We start from the raw sequence: 20,580 nt of genomic DNA on the forward strand, positions 1-20,580 counted from the left end.
GAGGCCCCCAACCAACAAGCCGCCCGTAAGGCGGAAGGAGGAGTCATGCCTAAAATAATGCTTCACAATTCGCAGGCGCGCCGGGCCCTTGCCCGTGGTGTCTTCAGGCTGGCGGCGGCCGTCGAACCGACGCTCGGCCCCAAAGGCATGAACGCCATGATCGACCGGCCGATCGGAACGCCGATGGTGACCCGCGATGGCGTCAGCATCGCCTCCGAGATCGAACTGCATGACCGTTTCGAGAACATGGGGGCGCAGGTCGTCCGCGAAGTGTCGATGCAGACCAATGAGGTCGCCGGCGACGGCACGACGACCGCCATCGTGCTCGCCAACGCACTGATCCAGGGCGGCATCGAGGCGAATGAGCGCGGCGCCAAATCGGTCGATCTCTGCAAGGGCATCGATCGCGCGGTGGCGGCGGTGGTGGCCGCCCTCAAGGCTTCGGCCAAGCCCGCCAAGGGCAACGGCATCCTCGCCTCGGTCGCCAACATCGCCGCGACCGACGCCAGGCTTGGCGCGCTGGTGGCGGAAGCACACGAGCGCGTCGGCGCGGAAGGCGTCATCACCACCGACTTCAGCGTCACCACCGAGACCACGCTTGACGTGGTCGAGGGCATGTCGTTCGACCGTGGCTACCTCTCGCACCACATGGTCACCGACCAGGAGAAGATGGAGGCCGTGCTCGAGCGGCCCTTCATCCTGATGACCGACCTCAAGATCAAGGAGCCCAAGGCGCTCGAGACCGCCCGCCGCATCGCCGACGAGGCCGGGCGGCCGCTGCTGATCGTATCCGAGGAAGTGTCGCCGGAAGTGGTGGTGACGCTGCTCGGCAAGCAGGAACCCGGAAAATACCTCATCGTCCATCCGCCGGAATACGGCCATTGGCGCAAGGCGATGATGGAGGATCTGGCGATCATCACCGGCGGTAAGGTGATCGCCCGCGATCTCGGCGGCCGGCTGGAGGACATCACGGCCGAGGATCTCGGGACGGCCGAGCGGGTGAGGACCAGCGCGTCCTACACCTCGATCATTCGGGGCGGCGGCGACCATGCCGCGATCGCGTCGCGCCGCGCCCAGGTGCAGCGGCAGTATGAGGCCGCGCCGCCCAACATCGAGCAGGACAAGCTGCGCGAGCGCCTGGCCAAGCTTTCCGGCGGCACTGCCATTCTCTACGCCGGCGGCGTCACGCCGGTCGAGCAGAAGCGGACCATCCAGCTGATCGAGGATTCGCTGAATGCTGTGCGCGCCGCTTCCGAGGAGGGTGTGGTCGCCGGCGGCGGCTCGGCGCTGGCCCAGATCGCGCCGCTGCTCGACAAGGTGGCGGCCGAGGCGGAGGGCGACATCGCCGAAGGCGTGCGCCTGGTGCGCTCGGTGTTGTCGCGGCCGCTGTGGCGCATCGCCGCCAACGCAGGCGCGGATCCCGAAACGGTGGTGGCCGAGGTGACTCGCGTCAATGGCGGCCACGGCTACAACGCGTCGGCCGGCAGCTACCAGAACATGTTCGAGGCGGGGATCATCGACCCGGTCCGTGTGACCTACACCGCGCTCGCTAACGCCGCCTCCGTGGCGACGCTGATCCTGACCACCGAAACATTGATCGGCGATCTCGCCGAGGACGAGGACCCGACCGCCGGCCCGGCTCGCGGCGGCGGTTCGGAAAAGCTTGGCCGCGCCTGACACGGCATTCCACCAGATATTTCGAAAGGACACGACGATGAAAGCCGCCAGACTCTACGAATACGACCCGCACATGAACGTGAAGCTCAAGATGGAGGAGGTCGCCGCGCCGACGATCACGGCCCCGGACGAGGTGATCGTGCGGGTCGGCGCCGCCGGACTGTGCCGCACCGACCTCCACATCATCGAAGGCGTGTGGAAACCGACGATGGACCCCAACGGCAGCCTTCTGCCTTACATCATGGGCCACGAGAATGCCGGCTGGGTCGAGGAGGTCGGCAGCGGCGTCCGGTCAGTCAAGCGCGGCGACGCCGTGATCTGCCATCCGTTCCGCTCCTGCGGCATATGCCTCAACTGCCGGCATGGCGAGGACATGTATTGCGATAATGGCCAGTTCCCCGGCCTCGGCATGGACGGCGGCTTCGCCGAATATTTCATCACCAGCGAGCGCTCGCTGATCAAGCTCAACGCCAATGTCACGCCGATCGAGGTGGCGCCGCTGGCCGATGCCGGCATCACCGCCTATCGCGCCGCCAAACGGGCAGCGAAGCTGTTGCGGCCGGGCAGCTACTGCGTGCTGCTCGGCATCGGCGGGCTTGGCCACATCGCGCTGCAGTCGCTGCACGCGATTTCGGGCTGCCGCATCATCGCCGTCGATCGCGAGCCGGCCGCGCGCGTGCTGGCCAAGGACCTCGTCGCCGATTTCGTCCTCGACGGCGGGCCGAATGTTGTCGAGGAGGTCAAGCAGATCACCGGCGGCGGCGCCCATGTCGTCATCGATTTCGTCGGCGAGCTCGGCGTCGAGAACATCTGCTGGAAGATGGTGCGCAAGGGCGGCCAGCTGTTCGTCGTCGGGTATGGCGGCGCGGTCAACGTGCCGACCGCGCATCTGGTCATCGAGGAAATCAACATCGGCGGCAGCCTGGTCGGCAATTTCACCGAGCTCGTCGAGCTGATGGAGCTCAACGCCGACGGCAAGGTGAAGATGCACTACACCGAATACAACCTCGCCAGCATCAATACCGCGCTCGACGACTTCAAGAACCGGCGCTTCACCGGCCGCGGCGTCATCGTGCCCTGAAACATTTGGACCGAACTTCGCGGACGAGTGCGGCGTCCGGTCCTCCCCATCATCCTTAGGGAGAAGAAAATGAACAAATACATCTGTGAATTCGTTGGCACCTTCGCGCTGGTCTTCTTCGGCTGCGCGACGGTCTTGTTCATGCGCTCAGAGGTCGGCCTGCTCGGCGTCGCCATGGCCTTCGGCCTGTCGGTGGTGGCGATGGCCTATTCGATCGGGCCGATTTCCGGCGCGCATCTCAATCCGGCGGTGAGCCTCGGCGTCTTCGTTTCCGGCCGGATGAAATCCAACGACCTTATCGGCTATGTCGTCGCGCAATGCGTGGGGGCGATCGTCGCATCGGCGGTGCTCTACGTGATCGTGGAAGGCAAGGGTGGCGGCTATGACGTGGCCGCGAATGGTTTTGCCCAGAACGGTTGGTCGGCCTATTCGGTGACTTCTGCGTTCCTGTTCGAAGCGGTCGCCACATTCCTCTTTCTGCTTGTTATTCTGCGTGCCACCGCCGAAGACGGCGCGGGTGCCCTGGCCGGCCTGGCGATCGGATTGACGTTAGTGATGATCCATCTCGCCGGCATTGCCGTGTCCGGATCGTCGGTCAATCCGGCGCGCTCACTAGGCCCCGCCCTGTTTGCCGGTGGGACCGCGCTGTCACAGCTCTGGCTCTATATCGTGGCGCCTTGCCTCGGCGCTGCGGCAGCCGGACTGGCGCTGCGTGTTGGTGTCGTCGGCGTCGGCGAAACGGCACCGCAGCCGGCCTGATCGGCTGCCCGCCCTTCTGTCGGCTGAGATTCCCCCGACCCATGGCGCGAATGCCATGGGTTTCCTTTTTGCCGCGTGTCAGACGAAGCCGCGTCGGATGCCGTATTGCTCGAGCTTGCGGTAAAGTGTTGGCCGCGAGATGCCGAGCCTCTGCGCGACGCGGCTGAGATTGCCGCCTTCGGCGGCCAGCGCGTTTTTCAACGCCTGGCGCTCCGCCTCGGCCAGCGTGCCTTCAGGCACCTCCGGTGAGACGACCGCACCGTCACTCGGCTTCGCGCTCTGTCCGGAATCAGGAGCGGTGATTTCCTCGGGAAGATCGTGACGACCGATATCCCGGCCGCGCGCCAACACATGCAGACGTCCGACAAGGTTCTTCAGCTCGCGCACATTGCCCGGCCAACGATAGGCCAGCAGCGCCGCGAGCGCCTCCTGCGAGAATTCGAGCGGCTCCTCGCCTGAGGCTGAGGCGATCTTCCGGTTGAAATGTTCGACCAGCAAAAGCACATCCTCGCCGCGCTCACGCAGCGGCGGCACTGTGATCGAGACCGCGCCGATCCGATAGTAGAGGTCGCGGCGGAAGCGGCCCGCGGCAACTTCCTGCTTGAGGTCGCGATTGGTCGAGGCCACAAGCCGGACATCCACCGGCCGGCCCCGGCTGTCGCCGATGCGGTGGACCACGCGCTCCTCCAGGACACGCAGCAGAAACGGCTGGATCTCGAGCGGCATTTCGCCGATCTCGTCGAGGCTGAGCACGCCACCATTGGCAAGCTCGAAAACACCCGGCTTGCCGTCGCGCGAGGCGCCGGTAAAGGCGCCGGCGACATGGCCGAACAGCTCGCTGCCAAACAGATCCCTGGTGATTGCACCGCAATTCATCGCGATGAACGGATCGTTTGGCGTTCTTCGGTTGCCGGCATGGACAAGCCGCGCAAACAACTCCTTACCAACGCCCGTCTCACCTTCGACCAGCAGCGAGGCGACGCTGTTCGAGCGGGCGACGCGACAGGCGACGTCGACGGCGGCGAGCAGGGCCTCGCTTTCGCCGACGATGATGGCGGCGGCATCTTGAAGGTGCTTGTCCGCTTCCCGATGGACCACCGTCACGCCGGAGGCCGCCGGCGCCGAGGGGAACACCAGTGCCGCACCGCGCAGATCGCCGTCGAGCTTGAGCGGCGTGATGTGGCAGGAGCGCAGATGGGCCGGCAGCGCCCTGGCGATATCGGCTTCGGAACCTGACGACGGAAGGTTCATCAGCCAGCGGCCGCGGCCCGCTTCCGCCGGGCCATCGGCCATTTCGGAGGCTTCGCCGTCGGGCACGTTGTTGCGGAAGATGGCGCGGCCCCGACGATCCAGGATCACCAGCCCGTCTTTCCGACGGTAACTGGGAGCAGAGGAAATGAAAGCTTCGAGCAGACGTGTGCGTTGCTCCTCCTGCTGCTCGGCCAGCGCCTTTTCGATCTCCCGGGCCGTGGCGGCGACAAGGGCGGTGTTGTGCGGCCTGAAGATCGGCGAATAGCCCGAGAGGTCGACGACCCCGATGATCTTGCCATCGAGAGGATCGCGGATCGGGGCGCCGGCGCAGGTCCAGGATTTGATGCCGGCACAGAAATGCTCGGCAGCATGGACGAAGGTCGGTTCCCCGGTCCAAAGTGCTGTGCCTATGCCATTGGTTCCGACGGCGCCCTCGTTCCATTTGCCGCCGATGGCGAGGTGGATATCCATGCCATCATGCAACGTCTTTTTGTCGCCGATGGCGTCGATCAGCACGCCGTCGCTGTCGGCCAGAACCAGCATCGCGCCTGTTCCCTCCAGCAACTGGCCGATGGAGGCGAAAGACCGGCGCGCAGCGGCGAGCAGTTCGGCATTGGTCCGGGTCAGAAATTCGATCTCGTCGCGATCGCCGTTCAGCGGCGCTTCATGCCCTTGCGCGTTGATGCCGCCGGTTGCGCTGCGATACCAGGACTCGTGGATGAGGGAGCGAACGTGGCTTGGGTTGATTGCATCGCGGGCACATTTGGGTTCGTCCGCCAGAAAATCTTCCCAGGCGCGCATGGTGGCGCGCTCGTCATAGTCGATGTTGCCCAGAACCATCTGCCTGCTGGCTAACGGCGCCCGCGCCGGAAGAGCATCGACCTTCATCTGATTGGGACCCGGATCGCGTTTCATTCAGTCATCACTAAACCTTTGGGGTATGCCATGGCTGTATGCTGTTGCGGATTGGACGTGTTGAAGCCGGTCCAATCGCCTGCCGGTCAGTTAATGCCGAGTTTCGCGCCGATGTCGCCGGCAAGCTGTTCTTCGGAGTAGGTGGCGGTGACGCGGGATCCATCCATGTCGGCAAGTTTCGCGGCGACAGTTTCATCGACCGGCGCGAAGTAGCCGTTCTGCTTGGTCGCCAGCACGAAAATCTGTTCTCCGCCGCGATTGCGGATATCGCCGATGTGATGAAGTTGGCGCCCTGTATCCTGATCCTTGGAAATCACGCGGCCGTTGATGGTGACCTGAATGGACGGTTTAGCTTCGGCCACTGTCGCAGTACCGCCGCCAACATGGATGATCAGACCCTCCGCCTTCGGTTGCTGGCGAGGCATCCTCGAAGCCGAATAGCCGCCGCCGCTGATCTGGTCGGCAAGGCGAACGATGGTGGAGCGGTTCTGCTCGATCAGTCGTTTGACCTGTACGTCCTCGCGCCGCGGGCCATCGCGCTTGGAGATGATCTCGACCATGAATCCTCCCAGATTCGTTGGCTTGGCAGTGCCGTCGCAACGGCTCATTCTTCTTCTTTGCAGCGAACCTTACACTGCCATAACTAGCTCCGCCATTCACATTAGATAGCGCCGAAACTCGTGCCGTTGGTAGCAGGTGGCTGCTACACGAGATTGCATGCAGTGCCCTTGGGTGCGACATGGCCGCAGATGAAGGCTTCGATCATGGCATGTGCGCTCCGCTCATTATCCTATTGAACGGAAGCGGCGGTCGCCGGCCGGTTTCAATCTTCATACTCCCCTCCATTCGAGATCCAGCCTTTGGCCAGGAAATCGGCGCGCGGAGGGCAAAAGATGTCGAGTAGGATATGGTAGCCTTCAAGAAGGGCAAATACGTCTACTATCACTGCACCGGACATCGACAAGGTCGTGGCGGCTATGCCGATTGTCGCCGTAAATATGTCAGAGAAGAAGTGCTCAACGACACGTTCGGCACGCTCCTCGACCAACTCCATTTCGACGAAGAGGTGCTGGACTGGCTCAAGACCGCGCTCAAAGCCAGGCATGCAACGAGCAAGCGATCCATCGTTGCCAAACCGAGTACAAACGCCTCGAAGACCGTCTGCAAGCCATCTATCTGGACAAGCTCGACGGCCGCTTCGACAACGTCTTCTATGACCGCATGTCGGCACAGTGGCGAACGGAGCAGGCGCGCCTATTACGCGAGATCGAGCGCCATGGTCAGGCGGAAGACATGGATGACGGCATTCGCCTGCTGGAGCTGGCACGCGACGCTCGTCGCCTGTTCATAAAACAGCCTGCTCACGAGAAAAAACGTCTTTTGAATCTTGTACATCGAACTGCGAGTGGAACCGAGGTGAGATTCGTGCGGCTTTCAGGCAGCCGTTTGATTTGCGGAAACCGTGGCGACAGCTGCAATCGAGGAGGCGCGTCAAGGGAAGTTATCCGCAGGGCATCCAGTTTGGCTGGGCAACCTATGCCGGTCACCGTTTCGCCCGCGAGTTGGACGAACCCGATATCGGCGATGCGTTGCCTTTTCGGCGGGAGGTGACCGCGCTGGCGGTCGATTAGACGCCGTGTTCATCCGACCGCTGTAGCCGGATGGTCGTCAATTCCGGGTCCGGACGGACATGGTGGCAGCACGGATTATGCGAAGGTTTTTAGCGTGAACCTGCATTATAAGGAGCACGCAGTGTGACCTCCCGGCGACCGGTCGCGTTGACCCCAAGGGAAATCTCAGCAGCCTTGCCAATCTGCACGGCATGTTGCGTGAGTAGCCTCAATGCCTCGGACGCATCCTCCTCGGTCAATTTGCTTTTTGCTCCTCGCAGCCCCTGTCCGCGCCTAAACTCCCCGGGGCTGCAGCCGAAGCGGGCTCTGAATTTGTTGTAGAAGACTGCCGGGTTACCGAAACTGTTTCGCTCCATGATCATGCTGATCGTATGATCGGTAATGCGAAGTTCGTGCGCGGCGGCGTCCAGGCGCTGGTTCAGGCAATAGTCGCGATAGCCTATTCCCAAATGACGTTTGAACAGGCGTGAAAGATGGCTCAGCGTCAGACCTTCCGCATCCGCGATCTCGCTCAAGGTCTGGTTGTCGTCCTGTCCTCCGACCGCGTCCATGATCTTTAGGATGCGGTTGCGGCTGGCGGAGCGGAGGGGAGCCTCACCCCCCTCAGATTCCTGGTATGGGATCGCGCGGTAGATGAAGCAGGCAAGGAGATTGGCGGTGGTGTCTCGCACCATCATCTCCTCGAGATGCCCGGTCTGATCGAGGACCAGCCGCGCCATCAGCGCCTTCATGGGGGCGATCCTGTTCATGAAAGAACGGCCGTGCAGGAAGGTGCGGCACAGATAGTGCCGGGACGAAAAACCGGGCAGCCCCAGCCGCTCGAAGTATGCGCCGTCGAGATGCACGCCGCAGATCAGCGCATCGGGCGAGACCGACGTGGAATTGTGCGGCACGTCCGAATTGATGATAATCACGTCGTCCGGGTTCATCTCGCAGAGCTGTCCGTCAACCACAAGTCGAAACCTGCCTCGCAGCACAAGAAGTATCTCCATTTCGCGGTGCCAGTGATAGGGAACGTCGATGGCGCCGTGGACGAATGCCCAAAAATGCCGTGTCGCCGTGGGCGCATGGTTTTCAAAGCCGGCATCCTGTTTGCCGCGCAGCTCACCGGGGCTCAAATAGGCGATGTTCATCTCTCTTCCTCCGTGAAGGCGTCATGCAGTAAGCATCAAAAACTGTCGTACTTCCAGTACAAGTTTCGCGGCTAGATTTGCGGCCCCCCAAGTGTCATCAAATTGTCGTCCTGGAAGAGACCGGACGCCCAGGCGCTGCCCGGCAATTCGCGGGCGGCGAACCGATGGCGCGTGGCAAAGCGGATGAAATGTGCATGAGCTGGAATGTTTCCGATAGGCAGTTGGCTGCCCTCGTCGCGGAAATGACCGTCGAGGAGAAAGCTGCTGCGGTCAGTGGTCATGGATTGTGGCGCACTGCGACCAACTATCGCCTCAACATTCCCGAATTGCTGATGACGGACGGCACCTACGGGGTCCGTTATTCGATCGATCAGATCGACGGCATGCAGGATGGCGACGGGCAACTCGCAGCGTTCCTCGGCGTCGTCAATACGGATCTTTCGACGGGCGTCGAAAGCGCGTTCGGCTCCACTCGTCCGGCAACCTGCTTTCCGAACGGTTCCTCGCTGGCCTGCTCGTGGGACGTTGATCTGGCCTATGAGCTCGGCGAGGCGCTGGCTGCCGAATGCCAGGCTTTCGGCGTCAACATCCTGCTCGGCCCCGGCATCAACATCCGTCGCACACCGCTCGCCGGCCGGAGTTATGAATATTATTCCGAAGACCCCGTGCTTAGCGGGGAGGTTGCCGCGGCCGTTATCAACGGTCTGCAGCAAAACGGCGTCGGCGCTTCGCTGAAACACTTCGCCTGCAACAACTCCGAAGTCCAGCGCACGACGATGAGCTCCGTCGTCGAGGAACGCGCCTTGCGCGAGATCTATCTCGCGGGCTTCGAGCGGGCCATCCGCAAGGGCAACCCCTGGACGGTGATGAGCTCCTACAACCGGCTGAACGACATCCAGGCAGCGGAAAATCATTGGCTATTGACCGAGGTGCTGCGCGACGAATGGGGCTACGACGGTGTTGTCGTTTCCGATTGGCATGGGATCAAGAACCGTCCCGCGTCGATGAATGCCGGCAACGATCTCGACATGCCGGAAAGCGGCGCGCGCAAGCAGGAATTGATCGACGCGGTCAAGGACGGCCGGGTGCAGATGGACGCGCTCGACCAGTCTTGCCTGCGCATCCTCAAGCTTGTCCGCACGGCGCGCAACGCCATCCGGCCGAATGCCGAGGCCGAGTTCAAGAAGCATCACGCGCTCTCGCGGCGCATGGCGGCGGAATCGATCGTGCTCCTGAAAAACGAGAAGGCGATCCTGCCCCTCGACGCAGCGAAGTTTGGCAAAATCGCTGTCGTCGGCGCGGCCGCCGTCGAGCCGGTCATCCAGGGTTCCGGTTGTGCGACGACACGTCCAACCGAAATGGATATTCCGCTGGACAAAATCCGCGAGCTTGCTCCCGGCGCCGCGGTCAACTTCCATGCCGTGGCCGATTTCGAAGCCGGCAGCGTGTCCGAACAATCGGCTCTTGCGGCAGTCGATGCGGCCGATGTGGTGCTGTTCTTTGGCAATACCGAGGTCGGCTACGACGGCGAGGGCTCCGATCGTACTCATCTCAATCTTCACGCCAGCCAGGATGAGCTGATCGAGCGTCTCGGCAAGCGTAGCGGCAAGCTCGTTGTCATCCTGTCCACTCCGGATGCCGTGGCCATGCCGTGGATCGAAAGCGTTCGGGCTGTCATTGCCGCCTTCTTCGGCGGGCAGGGCGTGGGCATGGCCATCGCCGATGTCCTGTTCGGCAAACAGAACCCCTGCGGTAAGCTGACCGTGACATTCCCGGTCCAGATGGAGGATATCCCCGGCTATCTCACCTATCCGGGTGAGAACGGCCGTCATGTCTACAGCGAGGGCATCTATGTCGGCTATCGCCACTATGACAAGCGCAAGCTCGCCCCGCTGTTTCCATTCGGCTACGGGCTCAGCTATTCAACCTTCAGCTATTCCAACATCTCCACCAGCACCGACCGCATCGAAGCTTCGGGCACGATCCGCGTATCGTTCGACGTCACGAACACAGGCAGCGTCGCCGGCAAGGAAATCGCCCAGGTCTATGCGCGGCCGCACGGTCCCCGCCTGATCCGGCCGATCCGCGAGCTCAAGGGCTTTGCGAAGGTCGAGCTGCAGCCTGGCGAGACCAAGCGCGTCGAAGTGACGATAGACAGCCGGGACCTGCGCTACTACGACCCTGCCTACCGGCAATGGCTCCTCGATGCGGGCCAGATAAGCTTCGAGGTCGGAGCATCCTCGCGCGACATCCGTCTCGAGAAGACGGTCATGGTGGACGCGCCGGCACTCCCGTCCACGATCCTCGACGTGGAGAGCCAGCCTTTCCTGGTGCTGGAGCAGGACTTCGCCCGTCGCCGCTTCCACGACTTCCTCAAAGCCCAACTCGATCTCGACGACGAGGAGGCCGAGAAGATGATGGAGTACTGCGCCAGCTCCTTCCTGGGGATCTACAAGACCGTGTCCTGGGTGGCCGGCGAAAAGATCTCCAAAGCCACGATGGCGGCATTTCTCGACAGTCTCAACAAGGAGATCGGCGAGACAGTCAGCAAGGCAGCATGACGTGATGACGGCGCCGTTCGACGCTGACCGAACACGGCGACCCGATCACCCGGGATGTTCCGGGTCTTGAGATCAACCAAAGCATCAGGGGAACTGAGATGAATTTGCGACGCTTTACTTCCACGATATCCGTACTCGGCCTTCTCGCCGGTTCCAATACCGCGCTCGCGCAAACCGTCGATGTGCAGCATTACTGGACGAGCTCCAGCGAATCCAAAGCGATGAATACGGTGGCCGACGCCTTCAAGTCTAAGGGGGGCAAGTGGATCGACAGCCCGTCCGCCGATTTCGACGCCGCGCTTGCGGCCGCCACCAGCCGCATTGCCGGTGGTGAACCTCCCTCCGCCATCCTGATGACGCCGAATTCGGCCTTGCGCGACCTTGCGGGTTCCGGCCAGCTTCGCGATTTCGACGACCTGGCTGCGGAAGGAGGCTGGCAGAAGGTGATGTCGCCGCTCGTGTGGAGCAAGCTGAACGTAGGTGACCACCTCGTTGCCCTGCCTGTAGGCATCCATGCGCAGAACTGGGTCTGGTATTCCAAACCCCTTCTGGAAGAACTGAAGATCGAGGAACCCAAGACCTTCGAAGAGCTCTTCGCGGCCGCGGACAAGATCAAGGCGTCTGGCCGCATCGGCATAGCGATTGGCGGCGAGCCCTGGCAGGAGGTCGGCATCCTTTTCAGCTCGATCCTTGCTCTGGGCGGTCCGGACTACTGGAACGAGCTGATCGTGAAGCGCTCCCCGCAAGCGCTCAAGTCGCCTGTCCTGCCGCAGGCCTTCGACATCTTCCGCAAGGTATCGACCTATGCGGACCCTGCCAGCCCGGGTCGTTCATGGAACGACACCACCAACCTGGTCGTCACCGGCAAGGCCGGCTTCCAGTTTATGGGTGATTGGGCGCGCGGTGAGTTCCTTGCCGCCGGCAAGGTCGCCGGCAAGGATTTCGGCTGTTTCCTCACTCCCGGCGAAAAGCCGAGCTACGCGATCCTGATCGACGTCTTTGCCTTCCCCGTGAACAAGGATGACGACCGGATCAAGGGCCAGACCCTGCTGGCCCAGTCGGTCATGGACCCCGCCGTCGAGGAGCAGATTGCCGAGGTCAAGGGATCGGTGCCCTCCCGCACGGATGTCGATACGTCCAAGCTTGACGTCTGCGCGCAGCTCGGCGCCAAGACGCTCGCCACGCCGGGCGCCGCGGTGCAGGCGGCCTATGATGCGCTGGCAGGCGACTTGAATGGACAGGTGACCGATCTTGCCACCCAGTTCTGGACCGACAAATCCATGACGACGGAAGCCGCGGTCGAGAGCTTCTCGAAGATACTGCAGAGTGAATGAGCGCCGAGCCGGGCCGCGGTTTCGCGGCCCGGCTTGCTGCTGTTGTTGAGGAACCACCAATGCGCGGAAGCCAGGATGGCCAAACAGGAAAGGAGTTTCATGAACGCCACCTCGCCATCGATACGCGACCTGGAGGGAGAATGAAGACCTGGCTGCATAGGCAGACCTTCAATCCGGATATCACGGTTGCCGTGTTCTTCGGCGTCGTCGCGATCTTCTTCTACGGGTCGATCCTTTGGACCGGCTACATGTCGCTGACGCGCTCGACGCTGATACCCAGCTACGAGGTGATCGGCTTCGATCAGTACGTCAAGCTGTTCACCAATTATCGCTGGCTCGTGTCGTGCCTGAACATGGTGATCTTCGGCGTGCTATTCATCGTCGGGACCCTCAGCTTCGGCACGATACTGGCCATCTTCGCGGATCGTCGCATTCAGGCTGAATCGCTGTTTCGGACCATCTTTCTCTATCCGCTCGCGGTTTCGCTGATCGTCACCGGGCTTTCCTGGCGATGGGTGCTCGATCCGGTGAACGGCCTGCAAGGCCTCATGCGAAACGCAGGATGGGAAAGCTTCACCTTCGATTGGCTGACCAATCCCGACCGCGCCATCTATACGCTCGTCATCGCCAGCATCTGGCATTCGTCAGGCCTAGTGATGGTGATCGTCCTGGCCGGTTTGCGCGGCGTCGACAATGACCTCTGGAAGGCGATCCGCATGGAGGGCATTCCGCTCTGGCGCGCCTATCTGCAGGTGATTTTTCCCGGAATGCGGCCGGTGATTGCTTCCTGCGTCGTGCTGCTGATGTCCGAGGTGATCCGGGGTTACGATCTGGTCATCGCTATGACCAAGGGCGGGCCTGGCATCGCTACCGAAATGCCGGCGAAGTTCGCTGTCGATTTCTACTTCGCCCGCGTCAACCTGGGCCTCGCTTCAGCGGCGTCGATCGTCATGCTGCTGCTCTCGCTGCTGATGCTCTTGCCCTATTTCTACAGCGAATTCAGGAAGCGCACGTGAGCCACGGCATTCAAGTCAAAAGACCGGCGTTTGGGCCGCGCGTCGCGCGCATCGGCCTCTACGCGTTTCTCATCGTGTCGGCGGCGTTCTTCCTGCTGCCGTTGCTGCTGATCATCAGCAATTCGCTCAAGCCTCTGGAGGAGATCCGGCAAGGCAATCTGCTCGCCTTGCCAGTCAGGCCGACTTTCGATGCGTGGATCACGGCCTGGAAAAGCGCCTGTACCGGCCTCGAGTGTGGCGGGGTTCGTCCCGGACTGTGGAATTCGATCAAGATCGCGGTGCCGAGCGTGGCGATCTCCACCCTCGTCGGCGCGCTCAACGGTTACGCCCTGGCGCAATGGAAATCGCGCCGCGCCAATCTGATTATGCTGCTGGTCACCATAGGCTTGTTCATTCCCTATCAGGCCATGCTCTACCCGACGGTCAAGATTCTGAGCAGCATGGGGCTGTTCCGTACCTACGCGGGCATCGTCCTGGTGCACGTGATCTACGGCTTGCCTTACACGACACTGCTCTTCCGCAACTTCTATGTCGGGGTGCCCGACGAGATCAGCCGGGCGGCCCGCATGGAGGGGGCTAGCTTCCTGAGGACATTCTGGTCCGTCATCCTGCCGATTTCGACCAACATTCTCGTCGTCGTAGCGATCCTGCAATTCACCGGCATCTGGAACGACTATCTGCTGGGTTTGATCTTTGCCGGCAACGACAATCTGCCGATGACGGTGCAACTGACGAACATCGTCAACAACGCCCGCGGTTCTGTCTCGCCCAACGTCAACATGGCCGCGGCCGTCATCACGGCTATTCCGACGCTCGTGGTCTACTTTCTTTCAGGTCGCTATTTCGTGCGCGGCATCGCCGCCGGCGCGGTCAAGGGATAGAAATGTCAAGCGTATCCATCCGCCAGATCAGGAAATCCTTCGCCGGCCTTACAGTGCTGGACTCCGTCGATATGGAGATTGCGCCGGGCGAGTTCGTGGTCATTCTCGGCTCTTCCGGTTGCGGCAAATCCACTTTGCTCAACGTGATCGCAGGGCTGGACGATTGCGACTCCGGCCAGATCCTCATCAATGATGTCGATGTTAGCAGCCTGGAGCCAAGCCAGCGCGGCCTTGCGATGGTGTTCCAATCCTACGCACTGTTTCCGGCCATGACGGTCCGGCGCAACCTGTCCTTCGGCATGGAAATCGCCGGCACACCCAAAGCGAAGATCGCCGAAAAGGTCGCATGGGCTGCTAGGCTGCTCCAGATCGAGGCGCTGCTCGATCGTAAGCCAAGCCAGCTTTCGGGCGGCCAGCGTCAGCGTGTGGCGATAGGCCGGGCGTTGGTCCGCTCCTCCAGCATCTGCCTGTTCGACGAGCCGCTTTCCAATCTCGATGCCAAGCTGCGCGCGGAGACGCGGGTGGAACTCAAGCAACTTCACGCGACGCTAAAGTCGACGATGATCTATGTGACACATGATCAGATCGAAGCCATGACCATGGCCGACCGCGTGGCGATCATGCACAAGGGCAGGGTGGAGCAGTTCGCGGAGCCGCAGACGGTCTACGAGAAACCGGCCAGCCTGTTCGTCGCCGGCTTCATCGGCTCTCCGGCGATGAACTTCCTCAAGGGGCATCTTGAAAGGACGCGGCGGTTCAAGACGCATGATGTCTGCCTTGATGCGTCGTCCTATGATTTCGCGACCGAGCCGACGGCGCCGGAGGCGATATTGGGAATCCGCTGCGAGGACGTGAACGTCGTCGAGCGCGGCACGCCCGACAGCATGCCAGCAACGCTCGCCTTCACCGAGCTTCTGGGCGCCGACGCGCTCGGCTGGTTCGACTGTCTCGGCCAGCGGTTCAGCGTCAAGCTGACCGTCGATGCCGCTCGGACGATGCAAAAGGACGTTGGGTTTCGTTTCAACATGTCCAAGGCCTCGTTCTTCTCGGCGGCGACGGAACGGAGGCTATGACGGCGTCGCCGCGGCCGCGCCGGAGCAACGCGCGACCCTGCCGATCTTGTTCCACGGTCATTCCCGGAGACTTCAAATGACGAATGAAAAGTTCATGGCCGGCGACTTCGCGGCCCTGGTGGCGCAGATGACGGACGAGGAGAAAGTCTCGCTGGTCGCCGGCCATCACATGTGGAAGACGCAAGAGATCGAACGGCTGGGTATCCCGCACATCGTGATGACCGACGGCACCTATGGGGTGCGCTACTCGATCCCGCAGATTGACGATGATCAGGCCGGCGGCGTGGATTTCGCTGCGTTTCTTTCCGTGGTGAACCAGCGGGCGGACCACGTACAGACCGCATGGGGGCAGATGAAACCCGCCACCTGCTTTCCGAACGGAACCAGCCTCGCATGTTCCTGGGACGTCGACCTCGCGCACCAACTGGGCAAAGCGCTGGCCCGGGAGTGTCAGGAATTCGGCGTGCACTTGCTGCTGGGTCCGGGGATCAACATCCGGCGCACGCCGTTGGGCGGACGCTCCTATGAGTACTACTCGGAAGACCCGGTATTGAGCGGGGATTTTGCCGCTGGTGTCATCAACGGCCTGCAAGAGAACGGTGTCGGTGCTTCCCTAAAGCACTTCGCCTGCAACAATTCGGAAGTCGAGCGAACCACGATGGATTCCGTCGTGGAGGAGAGGGCGCTTCGCGAAATCTACCTCAGGGGCTTCGAACGGACGATCCGCCAGAGCGAGCCGTGGACCGTCATGAGCTCCTACAACCGGCTCAACGGCGTTCAAGCCGCCGAGAATTCCTGGCTGCTCACCAAGGTGCTGCGCGAGGAATGGGGTTACGACGGTCTGGTCGTCTCCGACTGGCACGGCGTCAAGGACAGGCCCGCCTCCCTGATCGCCGGCAACGATCTGGATATGCCGGAAAGCGAAACCCGCAAGGCCGATCTCCTCGCGGCAATCAAAACGGGCGATGTCGGCCGGGCGCTGGTCGATCGCGCCTGCGCGCGGGTTCTCGAGCTGGTCCGCAAGGCCAAGCAGGGAGAGAACCGGACAGTGACGTTCGATCGGGCGGGACACCACGCACTTGCTCGCCGTCTGGCCGCGGACTCCATGGTCCTGCTCAAGAACGAAGGCGGCCTCTTGCCGATCTCGACAGTCAAGGTGAAACGGATCGCAATTGTCGGAGAGGGCGCCGCGGCGCCCGTCATCCAGGGCTCGGGCTGCGCGACGACGACACCGACATCCAAGGACGTTCCGGTGGACGAAATCCGCAGGCTTGCGGGCAGCGGCGTATCAATCGATGTCTTCCAGGGAACGAGCGAGATCGCGTCCGAGCGCGAAGCACTGATCAGCGAGGCGGAGCAGGGCGTGGCCGGCGCCGATATCGTGCTGGTTTTCGTGAACACGGAAAATGGCTATGACGGCGAGGGGTCCGATCGCCGCTCGCTCGACCTCGCGCCAGGCCACGATGCGCTGGTGGAACGGCTTGTCCGTGCCAATCCGAACATTGTCGTCGTCATATCGAGCCCCGATGCGGTCGCCATGCCCTGGATGGGGAAGGTGCCGGCGGTCGTCGAGATGTTCTTTTCCGGTCAGGCGACCGGCGGCGCCGTCGCCGACATCCTGTTCGGCCGCGTGAACCCGTCGGGCAAGCTGACCACCACTTTCCCGAAACGCATGGAGGACATGCCGACCTATCTCACCTATCCCGGCGAAAACGGGCGGCACATTTATAGCGAGGGTATTTTCGTTGGCTATCGCTGGTACGATGCGCGCGGCATCGAGCCGCTTTTCTCGTTCGGCTTCGGGCTGAGCTACACCGAGTTCGCCTACTCGAATCTGGCGCTTGACCGAACGGTCCTGCAGTCCGGAGAAAAGGTCGCGGTCAGCTTTGCGGTGACGAACACCGGAAAGGTCGGCGGCAAGGAAATCTGCCAGGTCTACGCCCGCTATGGCAAGCCAAGGCTGAAGCGCCCGGTGCGCGAATTGAAAGGGTTTGCCAAGGTCGAATTGGAGCCGGGCGAGAGCAGGACCGTAATGGTGGAAATCGCGGCAGAAGACCTTTGCGTCTACGACACTGCGCTTCAGGCCTGGACACTCGACAATGACGCGATCGCCATCGAGGTGGCGGCGTCGTCACGCGACATCCGTCTAAGCGCCGAATTGCAGACAGTCTCCGCCGTCGCGGTTCACCGGCGCATCGAACGGGATACGCAACCGATCTTCATTTTGGAAAATCCGGCCGCTCGCGGTGAGTTCAATCGTTTCCTCCAGAAACAGCTCGGCATTTCTTCCGAAGATGCGGATCGCATGCTGGACCATTGCGCCAACTCGTTCGTCGGTATCTTCACCACCTTCGACCGGCGTTTCCGCCACACCTTCCCGAAGGCCGATGTCGAGGCGCTTCTAGCCGAGATCAATCGAGAAACATGCGGACAAGAGCGTCACGCCGCCTAGATTCCTGCAGCGTTGACCGTTGTGATGAATATCGTTGGCGCAAGCACTTCCGGCTGCCCTCGACGCCACAGGTGCGGGACCTTCGGTTCGCTCGGCGGCAACGACAGCCTGCGTCGCACCGAGCCACGGCCTGTCCCACGCCGTCGCCATCGGCTACAGCATCGTCGGCACGACAGCAAACACCACCGGGCAGTCGTTTGAAGCGCTGACCATCCTGACCACCATCTGTCTGGCAATCAACCTTTCGGTGTCAGCAGCCATGAATATCTACAACCGACGCGTGACGCTGCGGCATTTATCTTATGCCGATTGGCAACTTTGCGCCTCATGCCGGCTGTAGAACCCAGTCCTGCCAACCGCTGAAAGCAGACACTAGCGGCAACCACGCTGGAGGTCGCAGTTGCGCCTCATGTCAGCCGAAGAGGCAGGCGGTTGCTCGAACCGGCAGCCGCGGCCTTTGCCGCAACCAATGCCAGCGCAACCGAACTGAACGCGGTTCGCAAAGCGCATCAGAGGGTGAGCGACGCCAGGGACATGCCAGATTTCGAGCATTGGCACGCCGAATTCCATCACCGAATATTCGCGTGCTGCCGCAACGACTTCCTTAAAGAGATCCACAACCTCATGCGCGCCATTCGCAACCAGTCACCCTGGTTCGAAATGAAGAAGCGCTCGTTCTCGGAGGAACGCCGCCTGGGGTATCGCGACGAGCACAAGGCAATCCTGGAGCGTCTGGTTCGCCGCGATGCGGAAGGTGTGAAAAATGCGATGCTGGCGCATCTTAGAACCGTCGAAAGAAATCTACTGGGGCGGTGAGCCCGCACATCGCCGCAGAGCTGCAACAATAGGCTGCTAGCCCGCACGCGGACGCCGCTCGGCTCGCGCTGGTAGCAAGGCGGCTGGGCGACCGCCCCCCGGCCCCTCCGGGGTTCATCGGCAGGCGGGAGCGGTGCCGATTGTGGGGCCCGTATCAGGCGACAGCCGCAAACTTCGCGTAATCCTGCGCCCAGCCCCACTACCGAAGCTGCGCCTTACCTTCCGATTTGTGACGCTGCCGACATCAGCTCCTGAGTGTTCGGGGCGCCGAATAGGCCGCCATCAAGTACCTCATTGGAAGTCCAGCGAACGACACCATCGCGGTCCAGCAAGAACTGGCCGACGAGCTGCCCAATGCCGGTGGCCATCATCTGTTGATCCGCTTCCGTGATTTCGTAGCTGTCCTTCTTGTTCAGATATTCGAGCGCCGCAAACGGGTCCATCGGTTCCGGCATTTCGCCCGGCAAGTCGACCCGCATCGACTTCACATCGCTCATCGAAACCTTTTGCGGCCATGCGCTCTCGTCTTCGGTGATCTGCATATTCGGCAATCCAAAGGCGCGGTGTGAAGTCCGCTCCGGATCGGATGCCGCGAGCAGGCCGAGCATCGGATGGTATCGCAGATACAGGCGCGCCCGCTCGATGGGCGTGTTGACCACCGTCAGGCTTTCGATGCCCTTCTCCTTGAGGGCTGGGGTGAGTTGCGAAAGCATGGCGATATGGCGCCTGCAAAAAGGACAATGGAGACCTCGATACAGCCCAACCAGAACTGGTTTCTCCCCTCGGAAATCGTCGATGGCGATCTTGCCCTCGCGGGTAATCGCGTCGAGCACGACATTGGGCGCCGTTTCGCCAAGTTGCAGCGGGCCTATGTTGAGACGTTCTGACATGCTGGGCCCTCCTCGCGGGTCAATCCACAACGGATGTGCGGGCGGATGGCTTGAGCCCATGTGCGGCACATACGTCCTTGGGCATGCTGAAATGGCGGTCGGCCTTAGGACAGCGTCGAGGTCGGCGTCGATAGTTCATTTATAAAGCACGGAGAGGGCGGACGCTAGTTCTTACGGAGGGCAACGCTTTTACTAGATGGCGCCCCACGAGCCGAGCAGGCTCTTCATACCCAGGTGCGCCAAGGTCTGGAAGTGCCCGACTTTGCTGAGGCTGTCCTCAAGTCTGACAGGTCGCGCTTCGTTGGCTGAAATTGGGTCGCCGAATTGCAAGAGAGATTTGTGGGCCGACATGATAGACGACGGAGCAACGCCCGCCGCCAGGGCGCGGACGGCTCATCCCACCAAAACGTAACCTAAGCGGCGCGTCGTTGAGGGAAATGGAGACCCAAACGGGCCCGACGAGGGTCCACGGCGGTCACAATGTTGTGGTGGTGATCGCAGTAGACGCGATCCGGCGAAGTTGGCCCAGCACAAAAACGGTAACCGCCGGGTACTGACGGGTCTTCGCTCACCGGGAAGCGGCACTGATAGACCCCTAGCTGAATGAGGGGGACGTCTCTCGAAGTTGATCTGATATTTTCAGGCATGATGGTTTTCAGGTTCCTAGTTCATAGCCTTTGCCGGCCGACGGCCGCAGTGCGACCCCGCCGGGGCAAGCTTCTCTCGTTTTGGAGGGCTATAGACCAGCATATGGTGTTGGTCGCGGCGTCAATGAAGCCCGAGGCCCTGCTTCTAAAGCCAATAGTTTGCGACTTAAGGCCACACCTAGGCGGGTTGGAACTCACAAGCAATGCGCCATCGTAGGTTGCCTCGGGCACCGGCCCCGCCTGGGTTTGTTGGTGGCGGGGGCGGGGGTGGCTTGTGGGGCCCTTGTCAGGTGTGCACCCAGCCGACGCCCATGCTCACAGTTCAGCTCAGGGCCTGCCGCTCTCGCCCCCAAAACCCAAATCGCTCCGAAGACGGAGCATTGGCCGCATTGCGAATGGCAGCAATGCGCCTGATTGTGTTGAAAAACTCCGGCTTGAAGCAGCTCTGAAGCACTGATTCAAT

Annotated in this window: 16 protein-coding genes and 1 pseudogene; 12 read left to right on the forward strand and 5 right to left on the reverse strand. The window is 61.8% G+C overall.

Annotated features, from left to right (window positions below; genetic code table 11):
- The first annotated feature begins 45 nt into the window (after positions 1 to 45).
- From AU465_RS11505 to AU465_RS11515, 3 genes are all read left to right on the forward strand, one after another.
- Positions 46 to 1,677, forward strand: coding sequence for a molecular chaperone GroEL (locus AU465_RS11505; protein WP_192246977.1), 1,632 nt, complete (start codon positions 46 to 48; stop codon positions 1,675 to 1,677).
- A gap of 37 nt (positions 1,678 to 1,714) precedes the next feature.
- Positions 1,715 to 2,758, forward strand: a complete 1,044-nt coding sequence (locus AU465_RS11510; protein WP_192246979.1) for an NAD(P)-dependent alcohol dehydrogenase — start codon at positions 1,715 to 1,717, stop codon at positions 2,756 to 2,758.
- A gap of 69 nt (positions 2,759 to 2,827) precedes the next feature.
- The gene (locus tag AU465_RS11515; protein WP_192246981.1) at positions 2,828 to 3,517 is read left to right on the forward strand and encodes an MIP family channel protein; all 690 of its coding nucleotides are present in this window, start codon (positions 2,828 to 2,830) and stop codon (positions 3,515 to 3,517) included.
- A gap of 78 nt (positions 3,518 to 3,595) precedes the next feature.
- Here AU465_RS11515 and AU465_RS11520 read toward each other — a convergent pair whose 3' ends face one another.
- Both AU465_RS11520 and AU465_RS11525 read right to left on the reverse strand, forming a co-directional pair.
- Positions 3,596 to 5,683, reverse strand: coding sequence for a sigma-54-dependent Fis family transcriptional regulator (locus AU465_RS11520; protein WP_192246983.1), 2,088 nt, complete (start codon positions 5,681 to 5,683; stop codon positions 3,596 to 3,598).
- Between the two features lie 86 nt (positions 5,684 to 5,769).
- Positions 5,770 to 6,243: a hypothetical protein gene (locus tag AU465_RS11525; RefSeq protein WP_192246985.1), complete on the reverse strand. Its 474-nt coding sequence runs from the start codon at positions 6,241 to 6,243 to the stop codon at positions 5,770 to 5,772.
- A gap of 347 nt (positions 6,244 to 6,590) precedes the next feature.
- On the opposite strand from AU465_RS11525, the pseudogene AU465_RS36485 reads away from it, so the two are divergent.
- Positions 6,591 to 6,665, forward strand: a pseudogene (locus tag AU465_RS36485) (hypothetical protein); the annotation flags it as partial.
- 738 nt (positions 6,666 to 7,403) lie between these two features.
- Here the strand turns inward: AU465_RS36485 and AU465_RS11535 are convergent.
- Entirely contained in the window at positions 7,404 to 8,447 is a 1,044-nt protein-coding gene (locus AU465_RS11535; RefSeq protein WP_192246989.1) for a helix-turn-helix transcriptional regulator, read from the reverse strand.
- Positions 8,448 to 8,641: 194 nt separating this feature from the next.
- Here AU465_RS11535 and AU465_RS11540 point away from each other — a divergent pair, with 194 nt between their 5' ends.
- The 8 genes from AU465_RS11540 to AU465_RS11575 all read left to right on the forward strand — a co-directional run bounded on the left by AU465_RS11540 (position 8,642) and on the right by AU465_RS11575 (position 18,580).
- Positions 8,642 to 11,008 carry a beta-glucosidase gene (locus AU465_RS11540; RefSeq protein WP_192246991.1) on the forward strand — a complete coding sequence of 789 codons (2,367 nt, stop codon included), beginning with the start codon at positions 8,642 to 8,644 and terminating at the stop codon, positions 11,006 to 11,008.
- 98 nt (positions 11,009 to 11,106) lie between these two features.
- Positions 11,107 to 12,342: an ABC transporter substrate-binding protein gene (locus tag AU465_RS11545; RefSeq protein WP_192246993.1), complete on the forward strand. Its 1,236-nt coding sequence runs from the start codon at positions 11,107 to 11,109 to the stop codon at positions 12,340 to 12,342.
- 140 nt (positions 12,343 to 12,482) lie between these two features.
- Positions 12,483 to 13,358, forward strand: a complete 876-nt coding sequence (locus AU465_RS11550; protein WP_192246995.1) for a carbohydrate ABC transporter permease — start codon at positions 12,483 to 12,485, stop codon at positions 13,356 to 13,358.
- Positions 13,355 to 14,239, forward strand: coding sequence for a carbohydrate ABC transporter permease (locus AU465_RS11555; protein ID WP_192246997.1), 885 nt, complete (start codon positions 13,355 to 13,357; stop codon positions 14,237 to 14,239). Before AU465_RS11550 ends, AU465_RS11555 begins: the two co-directional genes overlap by 4 nt.
- 2 nt (positions 14,240 to 14,241) lie before the next feature.
- Entirely contained in the window at positions 14,242 to 15,312 is a 1,071-nt protein-coding gene (locus AU465_RS11560; protein ID WP_192246999.1) for an ABC transporter ATP-binding protein, read from the forward strand.
- Positions 15,313 to 15,388: 76 nt separating this feature from the next.
- The gene (locus AU465_RS11565) at positions 15,389 to 17,764 is read left to right on the forward strand and encodes a beta-glucosidase family protein (protein ID WP_192247001.1); all 2,376 of its coding nucleotides are present in this window, start codon (positions 15,389 to 15,391) and stop codon (positions 17,762 to 17,764) included.
- Between the two features lie 34 nt (positions 17,765 to 17,798).
- A complete protein-coding gene (locus tag AU465_RS11570; protein ID WP_192247003.1) occupies positions 17,799 to 18,104 on the forward strand; it encodes a hypothetical protein in 306 nt (101 codons plus the stop codon).
- 92 nt (positions 18,105 to 18,196) lie between these two features.
- Entirely contained in the window at positions 18,197 to 18,580 is a 384-nt protein-coding gene (locus AU465_RS11575) for a FadR/GntR family transcriptional regulator (protein WP_246506030.1), read from the forward strand.
- A 215-nt stretch (positions 18,581 to 18,795) separates the two neighbouring features.
- On the opposite strand, the gene AU465_RS11580 is transcribed toward AU465_RS11575, so the two are convergent.
- Both AU465_RS11580 and AU465_RS37780 read right to left on the reverse strand, forming a co-directional pair.
- Positions 18,796 to 19,470 (reverse strand): peroxiredoxin-like family protein, encoded by a 675-nt coding sequence (locus AU465_RS11580; RefSeq protein WP_192247005.1) that lies wholly within the window; start codon positions 19,468 to 19,470, stop codon positions 18,796 to 18,798.
- 413 nt (positions 19,471 to 19,883) lie between these two features.
- A complete protein-coding gene (locus AU465_RS37780; RefSeq protein ID WP_192247007.1) occupies positions 19,884 to 20,117 on the reverse strand; it encodes a GcrA family cell cycle regulator in 234 nt (77 codons plus the stop codon).
- Positions 20,118 to 20,580 lie beyond the last annotated feature (463 nt).

It is taken from the genome of Mesorhizobium silamurunense (assembly GCF_014843905.1).
Lineage (GTDB): Bacteria > Pseudomonadota > Alphaproteobacteria > Rhizobiales > Rhizobiaceae > Mesorhizobium > Mesorhizobium silamurunense.